The 17117-nt window shown below is 38.7% G+C and carries 14 protein-coding genes; all 14 read left to right on the top strand.

Going from position 1 to position 17117, the window contains the following annotated elements; translation table 11 throughout:
* Nucleotides 1–198: 198 nt before the first annotated feature.
* Nucleotides 199–1188, top strand: a complete 990-nt coding sequence (gene hflK, locus AMS59_RS17270; protein WP_053484967.1) for an FtsH protease activity modulator HflK — start codon at nt 199–201, stop codon at nt 1186–1188.
* A complete protein-coding gene (gene hflC / locus AMS59_RS17265; protein WP_053484966.1) occupies nt 1188–2198 on the top strand; it encodes a protease modulator HflC in 1011 nt (336 codons plus the stop codon). The genes hflK and hflC overlap by 1 nt, the downstream gene beginning before the upstream one ends.
* A 692-nt stretch (nt 2199–2890) precedes the next feature.
* Nucleotides 2891–3322: a hypothetical protein gene (locus tag AMS59_RS17260; protein ID WP_053484965.1), complete on the top strand. Its 432-nt coding sequence runs from the start codon at nt 2891–2893 to the stop codon at nt 3320–3322.
* Nucleotides 3323–3527: 205 nt separating this feature from the next.
* Nucleotides 3528–6155 carry a DNA polymerase I gene (polA, locus tag AMS59_RS17255; RefSeq protein ID WP_053484964.1) on the top strand — a complete coding sequence of 876 codons (2628 nt, stop codon included), beginning with the start codon at nt 3528–3530 and terminating at the stop codon, nt 6153–6155.
* A gap of 12 nt (nt 6156–6167) precedes the next feature.
* A complete protein-coding gene (gene mutM, locus AMS59_RS17250; RefSeq protein WP_053484963.1) occupies nt 6168–7040 on the top strand; it encodes a bifunctional DNA-formamidopyrimidine glycosylase/DNA-(apurinic or apyrimidinic site) lyase in 873 nt (290 codons plus the stop codon).
* 13 nt (nt 7041–7053) lie between these two features.
* Nucleotides 7054–7665, top strand: coding sequence for a dephospho-CoA kinase (gene coaE / locus AMS59_RS17245; protein WP_053484962.1), 612 nt, complete (start codon nt 7054–7056; stop codon nt 7663–7665).
* A gap of 1106 nt (nt 7666–8771) precedes the next feature.
* Nucleotides 8772–9794, top strand: a complete 1023-nt coding sequence (locus tag AMS59_RS17235; RefSeq protein ID WP_053484960.1) for a glyceraldehyde-3-phosphate dehydrogenase — start codon at nt 8772–8774, stop codon at nt 9792–9794.
* A gap of 205 nt (nt 9795–9999) precedes the next feature.
* Nucleotides 10000–10470, top strand: coding sequence for a transcriptional regulator NrdR (gene nrdR / locus AMS59_RS17230; RefSeq protein ID WP_049667519.1), 471 nt, complete (start codon nt 10000–10002; stop codon nt 10468–10470).
* Nucleotides 10471–10488: 18 nt separating this feature from the next.
* Entirely contained in the window at nt 10489–11871 is a 1383-nt protein-coding gene (locus AMS59_RS17225; RefSeq protein ID WP_053484959.1) for a replication initiation and membrane attachment family protein, read from the top strand.
* 2 nt (nt 11872–11873) lie between these two features.
* The gene (gene dnaI, locus AMS59_RS17220) at nt 11874–12812 is read left to right on the top strand and encodes a primosomal protein DnaI (RefSeq protein ID WP_053485117.1); all 939 of its coding nucleotides are present in this window, start codon (nt 11874–11876) and stop codon (nt 12810–12812) included.
* Nucleotides 12813–13260: 448 nt separating this feature from the next.
* Nucleotides 13261–15192 carry a threonine--tRNA ligase gene (gene thrS / locus AMS59_RS17215; RefSeq protein WP_053484958.1) on the top strand — a complete coding sequence of 644 codons (1932 nt, stop codon included), beginning with the start codon at nt 13261–13263 and terminating at the stop codon, nt 15190–15192.
* Between the two features lie 540 nt (nt 15193–15732).
* On the top strand, nt 15733–16236 hold the full coding sequence (gene infC, locus AMS59_RS17210) for a translation initiation factor IF-3 (RefSeq protein WP_024363824.1): 504 nt from the start codon (nt 15733–15735) through the stop codon (nt 16234–16236).
* A 31-nt stretch (nt 16237–16267) separates the two neighbouring features.
* Nucleotides 16268–16468, top strand: a complete 201-nt coding sequence (gene rpmI, locus AMS59_RS17205; protein WP_004226312.1) for a 50S ribosomal protein L35 — start codon at nt 16268–16270, stop codon at nt 16466–16468.
* 54 nt (nt 16469–16522) lie between these two features.
* Nucleotides 16523–16882: a 50S ribosomal protein L20 gene (gene rplT, locus AMS59_RS17200; protein ID WP_004226314.1), complete on the top strand. Its 360-nt coding sequence runs from the start codon at nt 16523–16525 to the stop codon at nt 16880–16882.
* Nucleotides 16883–17117 lie beyond the last annotated feature (235 nt).

Genomic DNA, 17117 nt, shown 5'->3' with positions numbered 1-17117 from the left:
TAGCAGGATTTTTTTCAGTTCTATTTTATTTGTGCGGTATGATTTTAGATGGAAGGTCAGTGCAGGAACGTTTGGTGAGCTTCGCAATGCTCCATATGTCAAACTGCCTAAAATAAAAAACTAGCTTATTAAAATATTTTGAAACTTTTTATAAAGTGTCCCGTATACAATAGTACTAAGCTTAAGGGAGGATTAGACATGAGTGTGAAAAGGTCACTAATGATGGTGGGACTTGGCATTTTCGGCATTGTTGCACTTATTGCTGTATTTACATCGTGGTACACGGTAGATGAATCAGAACAAGCTGTTGTCATTACGTTCGGTCGTGCCGATGATACAGTAACAGAACCGGGTTTACATTTTAAATTACCTTGGCCTGTACAATCGGTTGCAGTTTTATCGAAGGAAACATTTAGTTTAAAGTTTGGCTATAAGCAAAATAAAGATGGGGAATTGGAAGCTTATGATGCTGAAACGAAAATGATTACAGGGGATGAGCATATTGTTCTAACAGACCTTGTAGTTCAATGGAAAATTACAGAACCAAACAAATATTTATTCAACTCACAAGATCCAGAAAAAATATTACATAGCGCGACGTCGAGTGCGATTCGATCAATTATCGGAAGTTCCAAAATCGACGCTGCGTTAACTGAGGGAAAAGCGGACATAGAAGCAAAATCACGAGATTTACTCGTTTCTCTTATTGAAAAATACGATATTGGTATAAGTGTTTTAGGGGTCAAACTACAGGATGTTGAGTTACCGAATGCAGATGTGCGAGCAGCCTTTACAGCTGTTACAGACGCACGCGAAATGAAAAATACGAAAATTAATCAAGCAGAAAAATATAAGAATCAGCGTACTAATGAGGCTGAAGGTGAAAAAGATGCTATTATCTCGAAGGCTCAAGGTGAAAAAACAGCCCGTATTGAGCAGGCTCAAGGGGATGTAGCTGTCTTTAATAAAATGTATGAGCAATATAAGGGCAATAAACAAATTACACGCGAACGTTTAATTTTGGAAACACTTGAAAATGTATTACCTAAAGCAAAAATTTATATTATGAATGATGATGGTAGTACAATGAAATACTTGCCTCTTCAAGCATTGCAACCTACGAAACAGGAGACGCCTGCGACACAGGAAACACCAAAAGAGGAGAAAAAAGAAGGGGGCGGTAACTAATGGACCAAAAAAATAAGGATCTTGAAAAATTCCTCAATTTTTTATCAGGTAAATCCAAAAATACTGCTCCAAAAGAAGGGGATACAGTGGATAATGTGGTCAAAATGTCGAAAAAAGGCCCGATGAATCCGAAAAAATATATTTCTCTTGCCGTAACAATAACAGCCGTTTTTGCTATCGCCATTATATTATTTACTAATGTTTATATAGTTAAAGAATCCGAATACGCCGTTGTTAGGCAGTTTGGAGAAGTAGTGAAATTTCAGAGTAAGCCTGGCTTGAAAATAAAGGTTCCATTTATTCAAAGCGTAACGAAGCTACCCAAAAACCAAATGACGTATGAAGTTTCTGAAGAAGAAATTAATACAAAGGATAAAAAACGAATAATTATTGATAATTATGCAGTTTGGCGTATTACAGATCCAAAGCAGTTAATTTCAAATGCAGGAACAATAGAAAAAGTTGAATCACGTATGGAAGAGTTTATTTATTCAGTTATTCGTTCAGAGCTTGGTCGAATAGAATATAAGGCGATTATTAATGATGAAGATTCTTCACGTGGGAGTATCAACGATCAGGTAACTGCGCGTGTCAATGAGTTACTTTCAAAAGATAAGTATGGAATAGAAGTAATAGATGTTCGTATTCGCCGTATCGACTTGCCAACTGTAAATGAGCAATCCGTGTTTACAAATATGATTTCGGATCGTGAATCAATGTCGCAAAAATACCTATCTGAAGGTGATGCTCAGAAACGCCGTATTGAAGCTCAAACAGATAAGGAAGTTCAAGAAATGCTCGCAACAGCGAAAAAGGATGCAGCGTTGATTCAAGCGGAAGGTGAAGCAGAAGCTGCTAAGATTTACAATAAATCGTTCTCTCAAGACCCTGAATTCTATTCATTGTACCGTACATTAGAATCATATAAGAAAACTGTAGGTGAAGATACGGTCATTATTTTGCCATCCACTTCACCATATGCAAAAATATTATCTGGCTATATAAAGTGAAGCTTTAATCAGTGGGGGTTCTCCAACCCCCACTGATTATTAGTCTTCACCAATCGGGCTTTTACGGGCAGTTAATTTTCCGCATAACTTCTTTGCTTTCGTGAATTATGATGTGGGAGTCTTGTACCTGATTTGCTTTTGGTATAGATAAATTACTGCCCGTTAAAGCGGAATAAAATAATACTATTATTCTTGCAGGGATAAGTATATGAAGTCGTCTCAAACTTTTTGAGACGGCTTTTTTACACTATAACAAGGTATTTTGTATGGTATTGGAAGGACTTAAATGAATGATAATATTAACATAAGTTGATTGGAGTGGAGATTGGGCGACTCCTTGGGGATTAGCGTCACAGATAAGATCCTGCAGCAAAGCGGATGTTTTCTGTGCGAAAGCGAAGCGACAGCAACAACTGGTTTTTGTCTGTGCGAAAGCGAAGCGACAGCAACAACTGGTTTTTGTCTGTGTGAAAGCGAAGCAAGCGCCCAGTCGGAACGGAAATCAACCCACGTTATGGTGATGAGTCGCTATGGTCTGATTTTAGGTAATATTAATCATGTATAATATAAAAATCTTTCGAATATCAAAAATATGCTATTGAAATGATAAAAATTTATAATTTTGTGTTTCGTTTATGACTAATATCTGATAGAATAATAATGTTCAGAATTAAAAAATGGGGGTAATAGTTGTGAAATTGCAAATTAGCAAGTGGCTCCAAAATCTATTGATAGCCTGTAGTATTGCATCGTTATTTACACTTTTCTTCCGTCTATCAGATTTTGCATGGATCACAAAAAGTGTTTATCATATACCAGTATATTTTGTTATTTTGTTTTTATTAAGTTTAGTCATTGCTGAGGATGTACGAAAGATATTTAAAAAAATATTTTGGTACGAAAAACGCAAAGTTAAGCGTCCTATATGGCAAGTTGGGATCGGCTTCATTTTTTTCTTAGCGCAAATCGGCACTGTAATGGTGTTTAATACAGAGCTTACACATCCACAGCTTGGTGGTATGCCATTATTTTTAGTGTTTGCCTTTATGAATGCCTTTATTTTGACAGTCATATATGAAGAGATTTTCTATCGTAAAGAAAAAACAACTAAAGCAAGTGAATAAAATCGGAAAAGTCAATTACAATGAGTGATTGGCTTTTTGTGTGCAGTTAATCGTAAGCTAATCTATTGTTGTAGAAAATTTGGCGATTTTCATCGTTATGATTGGTAAAATAACCGTTTTCTCGATAAAGTAAAAGGAAGAGGCATTTTCAAACATACGTTTTCGTTTTACAATTAAGAAGACGACAACGCAGGAGGATAAAATCATGACAAAGGAAAAATTGCTATTATTGGACGGCAATAGTTTAGCATATCGCGCGTTTTTTGCGTTACCTCTATTAACGAATGATAGTGGAATTCATACGAATGCAGTGTACGGCTTTACAACAATGCTACAAAGAATATTAGAGGAAGAGCAACCAACGAAAATTTTGGTTGCCTTTGATGCGGGTAAGACAACCTTCCGCCATGAGACATTTACGGAATATAAAGGTGGTCGACAAAAGACTCCACCAGAATTATCTGAGCAGTTTCCTTATATACGTAAGCTTATTGATGCTTATGGTATTAAGCGATATGAGCTTGAATTGTACGAAGCGGACGATATTATAGGGACGCTTGCCAAAGAAGCTTCATCACAGGATATGGATGTCATCGTCGTATCAGGAGATCGTGACTTAACGCAGCTCGCGACTGAGCAAGTAACAGTATATATTACTAAAAAAGGTATTACTGAAATTGAAAAAAATACACCGGCATTTATTGCAGAAAAATACGGCTTAACGCCCGGGCAAATTATTGATATGAAAGGTTTAATGGGGGATTCTTCAGATAATATCCCTGGTGTGCCAGGTGTCGGTGAAAAAACGGCAGTTAAATTGCTAAAAGAGCATGGTTCAGTCGAGTCGCTTTATGCGGCAATGGATTCGGTGAAGGCTTCTAAAATGAAAGAAAAATTAGTTGCCAATGAAGAACAGGCACTAATGAGTAAAAAACTAGCTACCATTTTTACAGAGGCGCCGATTGAAATAACGATTTCTGATCTTGCCTATAATGGTCCGATTGAGGAAGAGTTAATTAGCGTGTGGCGGGAGCTTGGCTTTAAATCATTGCTAGAGAAAAGTGATTTTACTGTCCAAGAAGAGGAACAAGCACCTTTTGACTATGAAATTGTGCAAGAAGTAAAGCAAGGACATTTAAAAGATGTAATGGCAGTGCACTTGGAGCTAGAGGACGAGCATTATCATACATGTCAGCAACTAGGTATTGCACTAACAGATGGAACGAAAACAATGTACGTGCCGTTTGATATTGCGGCTAAATCAGATGTCCTTCGCCTCTGGTTAGAAGATGCTACTAAAATAAAGTATATGTCTGATTCAAAAGCATCTCAGGCTGCATTAAAACGCGCGGGAATACGTTTAGCAGGTGTGGAATTTGACTTATTGCTTGCTTCTTATATTAATAATCCTGCGCTAAGTGGAGATGATGTGGCAACACTTGCGAAAGAACTGGGTTATCGTAATGTACAGGCCAATGAGGCTGTTTATGGTAAAGGGGCGAAACGAGCGATACCAGCCATTGACGCACTTGCTGAGCATGCTAGTCGCAAAGCCTTTGCTGTGTGGTCTTTACAGCCAAAGCTGGAGGCATTGTTAAAGGAAAATGAACAGTTCGAACTCTATAAAAACTTAGAACTTCCTCTTGCTTCTATTTTAGGGGAAATGGAAAGTGAAGGTATTACGGTCAATCGTGCCACATTAGAGAAGATGGGGCAGGAACTAAATGACAAACTAGTTGTCATTGAACAGGAGATTTATACGGAAGCAGGAGAAGCCTTCAATATTAATTCACCAAAGCAATTAGGCGTTATCCTCTTTGATAAACTGGGTCTTCCTGTTATTAAAAAGACAAAGACAGGCTATTCCACTGCAGCTGATGTATTGGAAAAATTAAAGCCAGAGCATGCCATTATTGAGCATATTCTTTTGTATCGTCAGCTTGGAAAATTACAGTCAACTTATATTGAAGGCCTACTAAAGGAAATCCATGAAGAGGATGGAAAGGTGCATACTCGATTCCAACAAGCATTAACAGCTACGGGGCGTTTAAGTTCAACTGATCCGAATTTACAAAACATCCCGATTCGTTTAGAAGAAGGGCGAAAAATTCGTCAAGCTTTTGTGCCATCGAAAGAAGATTGGATATTATTTTCCTCCGATTATTCGCAAATCGAATTGCGTGTATTGGCCCATATGTCAATGGATAAAAATTTAGTCGAAGCTTTCCGTGAAGGTATGGACGTTCATACACGTACTGCGATGGATGTATTCCATGTCTCAGCAGATGAGGTCGATAGTAATATGCGTCGCGCTGCAAAAGCAGTAAACTTTGGTATTGTCTATGGTATTAGTGATTATGGCTTATCGCAAAATTTGGATATTACTCGTAAGGAAGCTGCTACATTTATCGAGAAATATTTTGCGAGTTTCCCAGGTGTAAAACAATATATGGATGATATCGTCCAAGCTGCGAAGTTTAATGGTTATGTGACAACGATTTTAAATAGACGTCGATATTTACCTGACATTTCAAGCTCAAACTTCAATTTACGAAGCTTTGCAGAGCGTACTGCGATGAATACACCAATTCAGGGAAGTGCAGCTGATATTATTAAAAAAGCAATGATTGATATGGATGCTCGCTTGAAAAAAGAAAATATGCAGGCAAAGCTCCTGTTACAAGTGCATGATGAATTAATTTTTGAAGCACCTAAAGAGGAGATTGCATTGCTTGAAAAAATAGTGCCAGAGGTTATGGAGAACGCAATCGAGCTTTCAGTACCATTAAAAGTAGATTTTAACTACGGAGCGACTTGGTACGAAGCAAAATAAGGAGGGATTAAAATGCCTGAATTACCAGAGGTTGAAGGTGTCGTCCAGGCATTAAAACCTAAAATTGAAGGGCGTACAATTCAACAGGTTCAACTATCTGAAATTATTCGTTTTTCCTTTGGGGAAGGAAAACAATGTATCGTGAAGCAAGCTGAGCTTGATGCATTTGAACTATCCTTGTCTCAAATGACGATTACAAAAATCGAACGACGTGCGAAATACATCTTCTTTCATTTGCTGAAAGAGGATGTCCCTTATGTGCTAGTTAGTCATTTAGGGATGACAGGTGCATGGTTTGTGGTGAATTCACCTGAGGAAATCCATGAGGAAAAATTTAAAAAGCATATTCATGCTACATTTCAAATGACAGATGGAGGCTATTTAATTTATTCGGATATACGTCGCTTTGGTGAACTACGTTTTTTAACAAAAATTGAGGATCATGCACCATTAACAAAAATGGCGCCAGAGCCATTCGATGAAATAGCATGTGATTATTTTATTGCGAAATCAAAGTTACCGAAATATGAGAAAAAGGCCGTTAAGGATGTAATTATGGATGGGCAGGTCATTTCGGGCTGTGGCAATATTTATGCTACAGAAGCATTATTTGCTCAAAAAATTCATCCGGCCCGCACAATGAACCGCATTAGTGAAAAGCGTAAGCGTGCATTATTCGAGGCAATTGTCGTTATTTTACGCCAAAGCATTGAAGCAGGAGGTTCAACAATTTCAGATTATCGTAATATTAATGGCGAAGCTGGAAGTATGCAGAACCGACTGCAAATGTATGGTAAGAAGATGTGTCCAACGTGTAGTACTGCGACGAGCCAAATGACGATAGGTGGGCGCACATCAGTTTTTTGCCCAAATTGTCAACATTAAAGGGGATTTAGCTATGATTATCGGACTAACAGGAAGTATTGCGAGCGGAAAAAGTACAGTAGCAAAAATGATGACAGCACTTGGTTTACCGATTGTCGATGCAGATATTGTTGCGCGTGATGTTGTAGAACCAGGAACGGAGACTTTAAAGTTAATAGCTGAAAATTTTGGACAAGTTATATTGCTAGAAGACGGTAGTTTAAATCGTGCCAAGCTTGGTGATATTATTTTTCACGAGCCTGCAAAGCGTAAAATGTTAAATGATATTATGCATCCTGCTATTCGTCATGAAATGTTACGCCAGCGTGATGCTTATTTAGAGGCTGGAGAAAAGCATGTTGTGATGGATATTCCACTGTTATTTGAAAGTAAGTTGCAGCATTTTGTTGAGCGTATTATCGTGGTTTCGGTTAGTGAAGAGGTACAGCTTCGTCGATTAATGGAGCGTAACAACTTATCAAAAGAGGATGCACTAGCTCGAATACGTTCTCAGCTACCTATGTCAGTGAAAGAAAAAGGTGCCCATGCGGTTATTTACAACAATGAAAATTTAGAACAAACAGAGCACCAATTAAAAAAAATCCTGACATATTGGGGCGTATTACAAAAAAATAAGAATCTGTAAAATTATTCGATGCGTAGCAATGACATATTGCTACGCATTTCATATTGTTGGAAAACTAATATGTCAATGAAATTAAGGTGTCATATTAAATAAAGTATGGCTCTTTCGGCAAAATGAGTGGTTGATTTCCGTTCCAGCTGGGCGCTTTCCTGGGGGCGTCCGATGAGCCGCTTGGGCCAACAGATGTTTTTTGCGCGAAAGTGTAGTGCTAACGCAGCGTCAGCAGCACCGATGTTGGTCACGAAGGCGTTATCACAGGACGTGATGATTTTAGCATTCGTTCCCCTATGTGCTCGCTCCAGGGTCTCGGGCCAACACGATGTTGGTCACGAAGGCGTTATCACAGGATGTGATGGTTTTAGCCTTCGTTCCTCTATCGCTAATCCCCAAGGAGTCGCCCAGCCTCCACTCCAATCAACCACTTCACATAGCAAGTATTTTCTTGAAGGGCATTCTAATTTATAGTTATAAAATTAACCTACAGCAGTTTTGTGAAAAAGCAAAGCATTAGCAATAATAGGTTACAATGCGTCACTGTTATAAGTCTTTTCTGTTCGATTAAGGTGAGTAGCAATAGTGTGTACTTTTGAAATGAATAAAATTTATAAAAATTCTACGCTATTGCTGATTGGAGTGGAAGGCTACTCGACTCCTGTGGGAAAGCGAGACCCTGCACGGAGCGGATGCTTTCTGTGCAAAAGCGTAGTGCTAACGTAGCGGCAGCAAATGTTTTATCTGTGCGAAAGCGAAGCGACAGCAACAACAACAGCGGAGGAAGCGGCTCGACGCTCGCCCACAGGAAGCTCTGCTCTGCGCGAAAGCGAAGCGTCAGCGACAAAGCGAGTAGCCTGGAACGGAAATCACCCTTTAAAGAGGCATGCCATTCACAGAGATTTCCTTGCCAATTTTGTTTTGTTAACAACACTTTGCTATGCTTTTTTGTGAGTTTATACCATAATAAGTACAAATTTAGGCGATTTTATTTTTCAGAAAATAAGAACTTTAATATTATGAATATATAATGTTCATCTTTTTTAAAATTGTGTTATACTATTCGCATAAAGTATATAATTAATTTGAGTATGACTCACAGGAGGATTTTATAAATGACAGTATCAGTTGCTATTAATGGTTTCGGACGTATCGGACGTATGGTTTTCCGCCAAGCGATCATGCAAGAAGATTTAAAAATCGTTGCAATTAACGCTAGCTATCCAGCTGAAACATTAGCACATTTGATTAAGTATGACACAAATCACGGAACATTCGAGGGTACAGTTGAGCCAGCAGGCGATGCTTTAATTGTAAATGGTAAACGTGTTCAAATTATTAGCGAACGTGACCCATTAAAATTACCATGGGCAACAATGGGTGTGGATATCGTTATTGAAGCAACTGGTAAATTTAATGATCGTGAAAAAGCAGCAATGCACTTAGAAGCAGGCGCAAAGAAAGTTATCTTAACAGCACCTGGTAAAAACGAGGACGTAACAATTGTTTTAGGTGTAAATGATGAGAAACTTGATATCGCAAAACATGATGTTATTTCAAATGCTTCTTGTACAACAAACTGCTTAGCACCAGTTGCCAAAGTATTAAATGACACATTTGGTATTGAAAGCGGGTTAATGACAACAGTTCACGCTTATACAAATGACCAAAAGAATTTAGACAATCCACATAAAGATTTACGTCGTGCACGTGGTTGCGCACAATCAATCATCCCAACATCTACAGGTGCTGCAAAAGCATTAAAATTAGTGTTACCAGAATTAGAAGGCAAAATTCACGGTATGGCACTTCGTGTTCCAACACCTAACGTATCATTAGTTGACCTTGTAGTTGATTTAAATACAGACGTAACAGTAGATGCTGTTAATGCTGCATTCGTGAAGGCTGCTACAGAAGGTCCAATGAAAGGTATCTTAAACTTCTCAGTAGAGCCTCTAGTATCTTCTGATTACAATACAACAACTTACTCTTCTACAGTAGACGGACTTTCTACAATGGTAATGGGTAACCGCAAAGTGAAAGTACTTGCTTGGTACGACAATGAGTGGGGTTATTCTGCACGCGTTGTAGATCTTGTGAAAAAAGTGGCAAAAGCTTTAGAAACAGTAAACGCATAATAATTTAATTATGAGCACATTGAAATCCAAGTGATTTTAATGTGCTTTTTTTATTAGATAGCAAGTTTAAATGTAGAATCTATGCTTGTACTTTCACCTTTCAAGGTTTATCATGAGCACACTAGCGTCAATGCGCTTTTCTTATACATAGGAAATTTGTTATAATAGAAATATTAAATTGTTGTGAAATCAGGAGAGTAATTATATGAGATGTCCATCTTGCCAATTTAACGGAACGCGTGTTGTGGATTCGAGGCCAGTTGATGATAATAAAGAAATTCGTAGACGTCGTGAATGTGAGTCATGTGGCTTCCGCTTTACAACGTTTGAAAAAATTGAAGAGACACCTTTAGTTGTCGTGAAAAAAGAAGGTTCACGAGAAGAATTTAGCCGTGAAAAGGTACTTCGTGGACTTATTCGTGCTTGCGAAAAACGTCCTGTTTCTCTTGAAGTACTTGAGGGACTAGTAATGTCTATTGAAAAAGATCTTCGCCGCATAGGGAATTCTGAAGTCCGATCCGAGGATGTAGGAGAAATGGTAATGGATCGCTTAGCAAAAATCGATGAGGTTGCTTATGTACGCTTTGCATCGGTTTATCGTCAATTTAAGGATATCAACGTCTTTATTGAAGAGATTAAAGAAATTATCCAACGTCAGACAGAACAGAAATTATAGGGAAAACAGAGAGGGTGAATGACGTTGATCCATTTGTATAAGGAATTGCAGCCAGCTGATTCTTTTGACATTCGTCTACCTCATGCACTTTCTACGCAGGAACGTCAATTAGTAACGCTTTTTTATCAGCCTTTAATTGGAGCGGAACCAATCAGCCTTTATTTAACACTATGGGCAGAAGCTGAGCAAATGCCAAGTCAGCAAATGACACATTATTATTTAATGAATGTGCTAGGGCTTCCTATTGGCAAAGTATTTGAGGCACGTATTGCGCTTGAAGCAATTGGTCTGATTCGCACATGGAAAAAAGAAGATGCTGGCCAACGAAGCTTTTTATATGAGCTGTTACGTCCACTTGATGCAGATAGCTTTATGAAAGACCCGCTGCTCTCGATGTTTTTATTTAGTAAAATAGGGGAGCAAGCTTATCGGAAGTTACGTCAGCGTTTTATTCCATCTGCGAGAGATGCAGAATTTAAAGATGTATCGCGTGCCTTCATAGATGTTTTTAAGCCTGTAAGTACAAAGATTCCAGCTGATTTACAAGCTGATACTAGTAGCAAGGAAAAACAGCAAAAGGTATATCCGTTTTATTTTGACCAGTTTGACTTTGAACTACTGCAAGCGGGCTTATCGGAGCAACTAGTGCCGGCAAGCCTACTAACATTTGAAGTACGTGAATCAATAGCAAAATTAGCATTTTTATATCACTTAACTGCACTTGATATGCAAAAAGTAGTGATTCTTGCATTAGATGATGACCTAGGTATTTCACTGGAACGTTTACGTAAGGCTGCTGCGGATTTCTATAAGCTGACGGTTTCAAAAGAACCACCAAAGCTTGCTAGAGTGAGTAAGCCGTCAACCATAGAGGAATCAGGCCAAAAAACAAAGGATCAGGAGCTTCAGCAATATTTAGAGACGACTCCCCCTGTGCAAGTACTGCGAGATATTAATAATGGCAAAGAACCTTTACAGACCTCCGTGCAGCTTGCTGAGAGTTTAATTGTCCAGCATGGAATGCCGGTAGGCGTTGTTAATGCTCTTTTGGAATATGTAATGCTAACAACTGATATGAAGCTACCTAAAAAATATGTGGAAACGATTGCGGATCATTGGGTACGTAAAAATATTCAAACGGCAAAAGCAGCCATGGAGCTAGCACGCCAAGAGCATGATAAGTACACTACGTGGAAAAATAAGCCTCAGACTTCGGCAAAAAAGAACTCGTACACCAAAAATCGCCGAGAGGAAAAAGTACCAGATTGGTTTTATAAGCGCAATGAAAAATCGGAGGAAGTATTAAAAGATACAACGAATACTGACGCTACTGATTTTGAAAAGGAAAGACAAAAAATACTAGAAAAATTAGGGAATATTCAAAATAAGGTAGGTGAATGACAATCGAACCAATTAATGGACCATTAAAAAGAGCAATTAATGTACCATCATTTCAAGAACGATATGAAGCGATGCGTAAAGAAATATTAGAAAACCCTCGTGTGCAAGAGTTTTTAGCTGAGCATATGGATGAGTTAAGCTATGATGCGGTTGAACGTAATTTACCGAAGCTCCATGAATTTATTAGTCAATCTACAGTTTGCTGTGGTTGTGATAATACAGAAAATTGTACAAACTACTTAAAAGGTTTTTTACCTACTTTACGCGTAGTGCGGAGTACTGTTGAAATTGATTATGTACGATGCGAGCAAAAGATACGTGAAGATGAGCGCCGGGATGTTGCCAATATGATCGCAAGTATGCATATGCCGAAGGATGTGCTACAAGCTACTATCAGTGATTTATTTATTGATGATCATACACGTGTTGACATTGCAAACCGTGCGGCTGATTTTGTTCAAAATGTACTAGATACAGGGAATTTGCCTTCTAAGGGCTTTTATTTATATGGTCAATTTGGAGTGGGGAAATCTTTTGTGCTAGGCGCATTAGCTAATGAACTTGCGAAGGCTAAAGTAAAGTCAGTTGTAGTTTTCGTGCCTGAATTTTTACGAGAAATGAAAAATGCAATTGGTGACAACACGTTGAATGAAAAAATAGATTATGTAAAAAAGGCACCAGTGCTAATGCTCGATGATTTAGGCGCCGAGACAATGACCGCTTGGACTCGAGATGAAATTCTAGGGACTATTTTCCATTACCGTATGGCGGAGCAATTACCAACATTTATTACATCTAATTTTAATTATGATGAATTGGAGCATCATTTAGCACAGTCGCAAAAAGGTGACATTGAAGTCGTAAAGGCTGGACGTGTTATGGAACGTATTAAAGCCTTGACAGAGCCGATTAAAATGGGCGGGCAAAATAGACGTATGTAAGATTGGCAGTTGCATTTTATGACAATCGAGCGTATACTGTCACATATAATAAATAACAAATGCATTGATGAGGACATGAATTTTGTGTAACGTCTTTTAGAGAGGGAAGTCATTGGCTGTAAGCTTCCTAGTTCGAGCACACTATTTACTACCTGCTGAGCAGCGAAAGGGATAATCTTTCGCCGGTCCCTAGCCCGTTAGCTAGCCTTGAGCTTCGTCTGACTATAAAAAGTCGGAAGGAAGAAGGGTGGAACCACGAGCATACGCTTCGTCCCTTTCATAGGGACGGAGCTTTTTTTATTTCCGTTCAATGGAAAATAGTGGTGAGATGAATGCGGATATAGTTTCTTTTCAGAGGTGTCCAAACACCTACTGAATAAGGATAAATTCCGGGGATTCTTGGACTTCAATCATGCATCACAACAAACCTATAAGGAGTGCAAACAAAATGTCAGATATGATTAAATTAACTTTCCCAGATGGCGCTGTAAAGGAATTTGCAAAAGGTACATCTACTGATGACGTAGCATTATCAATTAGCCCAGGACTTCGTAAAAAAGCATATGCCGGTAAAGTAAATGGTGTCTTAGTCGATTTAAAAACAGCAATTGAAGAGGACGCAACAATCTCGATTATTACACAAGATGATGAGGAAGCACTTGAAATTCTACGTCACTCAACAGCACACTTAACAGCACAAGCGATTAAACGCTTATTCCCAGATGTTAAACTCGGTATTGGTCCAGTTATTGAAGGTGGCTTCTATTACGATATAGATGCACCAACACCAATCACTGCTGAAGACCTACCAGCAATCGAAAAAGAAATGAAAAAAATTATCGCTGAAAATCTAGAGATCGAGCGCAAAAATGTTAGCCGTGCAGATGCACAAGCGATCTATGAAGAAATCGGCGATGAATATAAATTAGAATTACTTGAAGCGATTCCAGCTGATGAGCAAGTTTCCATTTACTACCAAGGTGAATTTTTCGACCTTTGCCGTGGTATCCATGCACCATCGACTGGCAAACTACGTGAGTTCAAACTTCTTTCATTAGCTGGTGCTTACTGGAGAGGTAACTCAGATAACAAAATGCTACAACGTATTTATGGTACAGCATTCTTTAAAAAAGAAGAATTAAAACATCATCTACAAATGCTTGAAGAAGCAAAAGAACGTGACCACCGTAAAATTGGTAAGGAATTAGAATTATTTACAACTTCTCAAAAAGTTGGTCAAGGCTTACCGCTATGGTTACCAAACGGTGCAACAATCCGTCGTGTCATTGAGCGCTATATCGTGGATAAAGAATTATCTCTTGGTTATAAACATGTTTATACACCAGTACTTGGTTCTAAAGAGCTGTACCAAACTTCTGGTCACTGGGATCACTACCAAGATTCTATTTTCCCACCAATGGAAATGGACAATGAAACATTAATTATGCGTCCGATGAACTGTCCTCACCATATGATGGTGTACAAAAACAGCATGCATTCTTACCGTAATCTACCATTACGTATTGCGGAGCTTGGTACAATGCACCGTTACGAAATGTCAGGCGCTGTTTCAGGCTTACAACGTGTACGTGGGATGACTTTAAACGATGCGCATATCTTCGTTCGTCCAGACCAAATTAAAGTGGAATTCCAAAAAGTAGTACAGTTAATTTTAGAAGTTTACAAAGACTTCGATTTAAAAGATTACTCGTTCCGTTTATCTTACCGTGACCCAGCGGATACTGAAAAATACTTCGACGACGATGCAATGTGGGAAAAAGCACAAAGTATGTTAAAAGAGGCAATGGATGAGCTTGGCTTAGATTACTTCGAAGCTGAAGGTGAAGCTGCATTCTACGGTCCTAAACTTGACGTACAAGTGAAAACTGCTATTGGTAAAGAAGAAACTTTATCAACAGTTCAGCTTGACTTCTTATTACCAGAACGCTTTGACTTAACTTACGTTGGAGAAGATGGTAAACCACATCGTCCAGTTGTTATTCACCGTGGTGTTGTATCAACGATGGAACGCTTCGTTGCCTTCTTAATCGAAGATTATAAAGGTGCATTCCCAACATGGTTAGCACCAGTACAAGTTGAAGTCATTCCAGTTTCAAACGAAGCACACTTTGATTATGCAAAACAAATTGAAGAGCAATTAACTGCAGCGGGCTTACGTGTTGAAATGGATGACCGTGAAGAAAAACTAGGCTACAAAATCCGTGAAGCACAAATGAAAAAAATCCCGTATATGCTTGTTATCGGAGACAAAGAAGTAGAAGCTGGTGGCGTAAATGTACGTCGTTACGGCTCAAAAGACTCAGAAACAATTAGCTTCCAAGACTTCTTAGCTAACATTAAAGCAGAAATTACAAAATAATTTCTCTATATAAGTTGATTGAAGTGAAGACTAGGCGACTCCTTGGGGATCAGCGTCATAAGCTGAGTCCTTCAGCGGCGCAACGGATGTTTTCTGTGCGAAAGCGTAGTGCTGACGTAGCGGCAGCAACGAAGCAGCTCATCGAACGTCCCTAAGTAGCGCCAAGTCAGAACGGAAATTAACTGTAGTGGTTTAGATTAAAAATCTTTAGGATACTTTAATAATTATAAGCTAAAAAACATTTGACAGCTTATAAAGTACATGCTATCATAATTAAGGTTAATGAATACAAAGTTTGTGGTTGAAGTAGAGGCTGCCCGCTTCTCACCTGATACAACGCTCTTATGCTGTGAACAGGTATTACACGTTGAATTGTTTTGCGCAGACTTGCGCATGCACATATAGCGGGCGGACATCTTCAAAGTGTCCGTCCTTTTTTTATGGACATGACAAGAGGATGTACCGTTCAACCGGGCAAGGCTTTGCCCAAACCATGTATTCGCGACAACTACTTGGAGGTGGATTACTATTAGCAAAGACATGTATGTAAACGAAGGCATTCGCGCACGTGAACTTCGATTAATCGATCACAATGGTGACCAGCTTGGTGTAAAGACACGTAATGAAGCGCTAGAAATCGCCACTCGTGTAAACTTGGATCTTGTCCTTGTGGCCCCTCAAGCCAAGCCGCCAGTCGCTCGTATCATGGACTATGGTAAATTTAAGTTTGAACAGCAAAAGAAAGACCGCGAAATTCGTAAAAATCAAAAGGTCATCGTAATGAAAGAGGTTCGTCTGAGCCCAACAATCGATGAGCATGATTTCCAAACGAAGCTACGTAATGCGATTAAATTCCTTGAAAAAGGTGATAAAGTTAAATGTAGCCTACGTTTCAAAGGTCGTGCGATTACACATAAAGACATTGGTCAACGTGTGTTAGATCGTTTTGCTGAAGCTTGTGCTGAAGTATCGACGGTTGAACAAAAACCGAAGATGGAAGGCCGAAGCATGTTCTTAGTTCTTCAACCGAAGAACGAGAAATAATATTAGACGAACAGTTTAGGAGGAATTCGACATGCCAAAAATGAAAACTCACCGTGGAGCTGCGAAACGTTTCAAAAAAACGGGTTCAGGTAAATTAAAATATGACCGTGCTTATGGAAGCCACTTATTCGCAAACAAATCTACGAAACAAAAACGTCACCTACGTAAAGCAAACATCGTTTCATCTGGTGACTTCAAACGTATCAAATCTTTACTTGTTTACATGAAATAATTGACTAAAAAATACTAACATTCATTTTTAAATGAAAAGCAGGAGGTAATTCATATGCCACGCGTAAAAGGCGGAACAGTGACGCGCAAACGTCGTAAAAAAGTATTAAAATTAGCTAAAGGTTACTACGGTTCAAAACATACATTATACAAAGTTGCTAACCAAGCAGTAATGAAGTCAGGTCAATATGCATACCGTGACCGTCGTCAGAAAAAACGTGATTTCCGTAAATTATGGATCACTCGTATCAACGCAGCTGCTCGCATGAATGGTCTTTCTTACAGCCGTTTAATGCACGGTTTAAAAGTTGCTGGTATCGAAGTTAACCGTAAAATGTTAGCTGACCTAGCTGTAACTGATGCAGCAGCATTCACTCAATTAGCAGACGCTGCTAAAAAAGCTGTAGCTAAATAATTAGTGATATAATGCTTTCACAAGACTGATGGATTTATTCGTCAGTCTTTTTTGTGTTAGAGTAGTAGTAAATAGAAAATAAAAAGGAGTACACAATGGGTAACTAAACTGTTACGAAAAATTTGGACAAAACTATACAAACCTGTATAGAAGCATAAATTTATAACAGAATACCCTTCGTATCAAGCGATTGGTGCGAACTCCACGTTAATTGCTTTTAACTCCTAAAGCCTTG

This window comes from Lysinibacillus sp. FJAT-14745, from assembly GCF_001275675.1.
In the GTDB taxonomy this organism is placed as follows: domain Bacteria; phylum Bacillota; class Bacilli; order Bacillales_A; family Planococcaceae; genus Lysinibacillus.
Note: the sequence above shows the minus strand (reverse complement) of the source record. Positions and strands in the feature narration are given on the sequence as shown.

What these genes read in the sequence shown, in the direction of transcription:
- mutM (WP_053484963.1), top strand. Translation starts at nt 6,168, where the DNA reads ATGCCTGAATTACCAGAGGTTGAAGGTGTCGTCCAGGCATTAAAACCT.
- nrdR (WP_049667519.1), top strand. Translation starts at nt 10,000, where the DNA reads ATGAGATGTCCATCTTGCCAATTTAACGGAACGCGTGTTGTGGATTCG.
- rpmI (WP_004226312.1), top strand. Translation starts at nt 16,268, where the DNA reads ATGCCAAAAATGAAAACTCACCGTGGAGCTGCGAAACGTTTCAAAAAA.
- polA (WP_053484964.1), top strand. Translation starts at nt 3,528, where the DNA reads ATGACAAAGGAAAAATTGCTATTATTGGACGGCAATAGTTTAGCATAT.
- rplT (WP_004226314.1), top strand. Translation starts at nt 16,523, where the DNA reads ATGCCACGCGTAAAAGGCGGAACAGTGACGCGCAAACGTCGTAAAAAA.
- thrS (WP_053484958.1), top strand. Translation starts at nt 13,261, where the DNA reads ATGTCAGATATGATTAAATTAACTTTCCCAGATGGCGCTGTAAAGGAA.
- infC (WP_024363824.1), top strand. Translation starts at nt 15,733, where the DNA reads ATGTATGTAAACGAAGGCATTCGCGCACGTGAACTTCGATTAATCGAT.
- AMS59_RS17235 (WP_053484960.1), top strand. Translation starts at nt 8,772, where the DNA reads ATGACAGTATCAGTTGCTATTAATGGTTTCGGACGTATCGGACGTATG.
- hflC (WP_053484966.1), top strand. Translation starts at nt 1,188, where the DNA reads ATGGACCAAAAAAATAAGGATCTTGAAAAATTCCTCAATTTTTTATCA.
- coaE (WP_053484962.1), top strand. Translation starts at nt 7,054, where the DNA reads ATGATTATCGGACTAACAGGAAGTATTGCGAGCGGAAAAAGTACAGTA.
- hflK (WP_053484967.1), top strand. Translation starts at nt 199, where the DNA reads ATGAGTGTGAAAAGGTCACTAATGATGGTGGGACTTGGCATTTTCGGC.
- AMS59_RS17225 (WP_053484959.1), top strand. Translation starts at nt 10,489, where the DNA reads ATGACGTTGATCCATTTGTATAAGGAATTGCAGCCAGCTGATTCTTTT.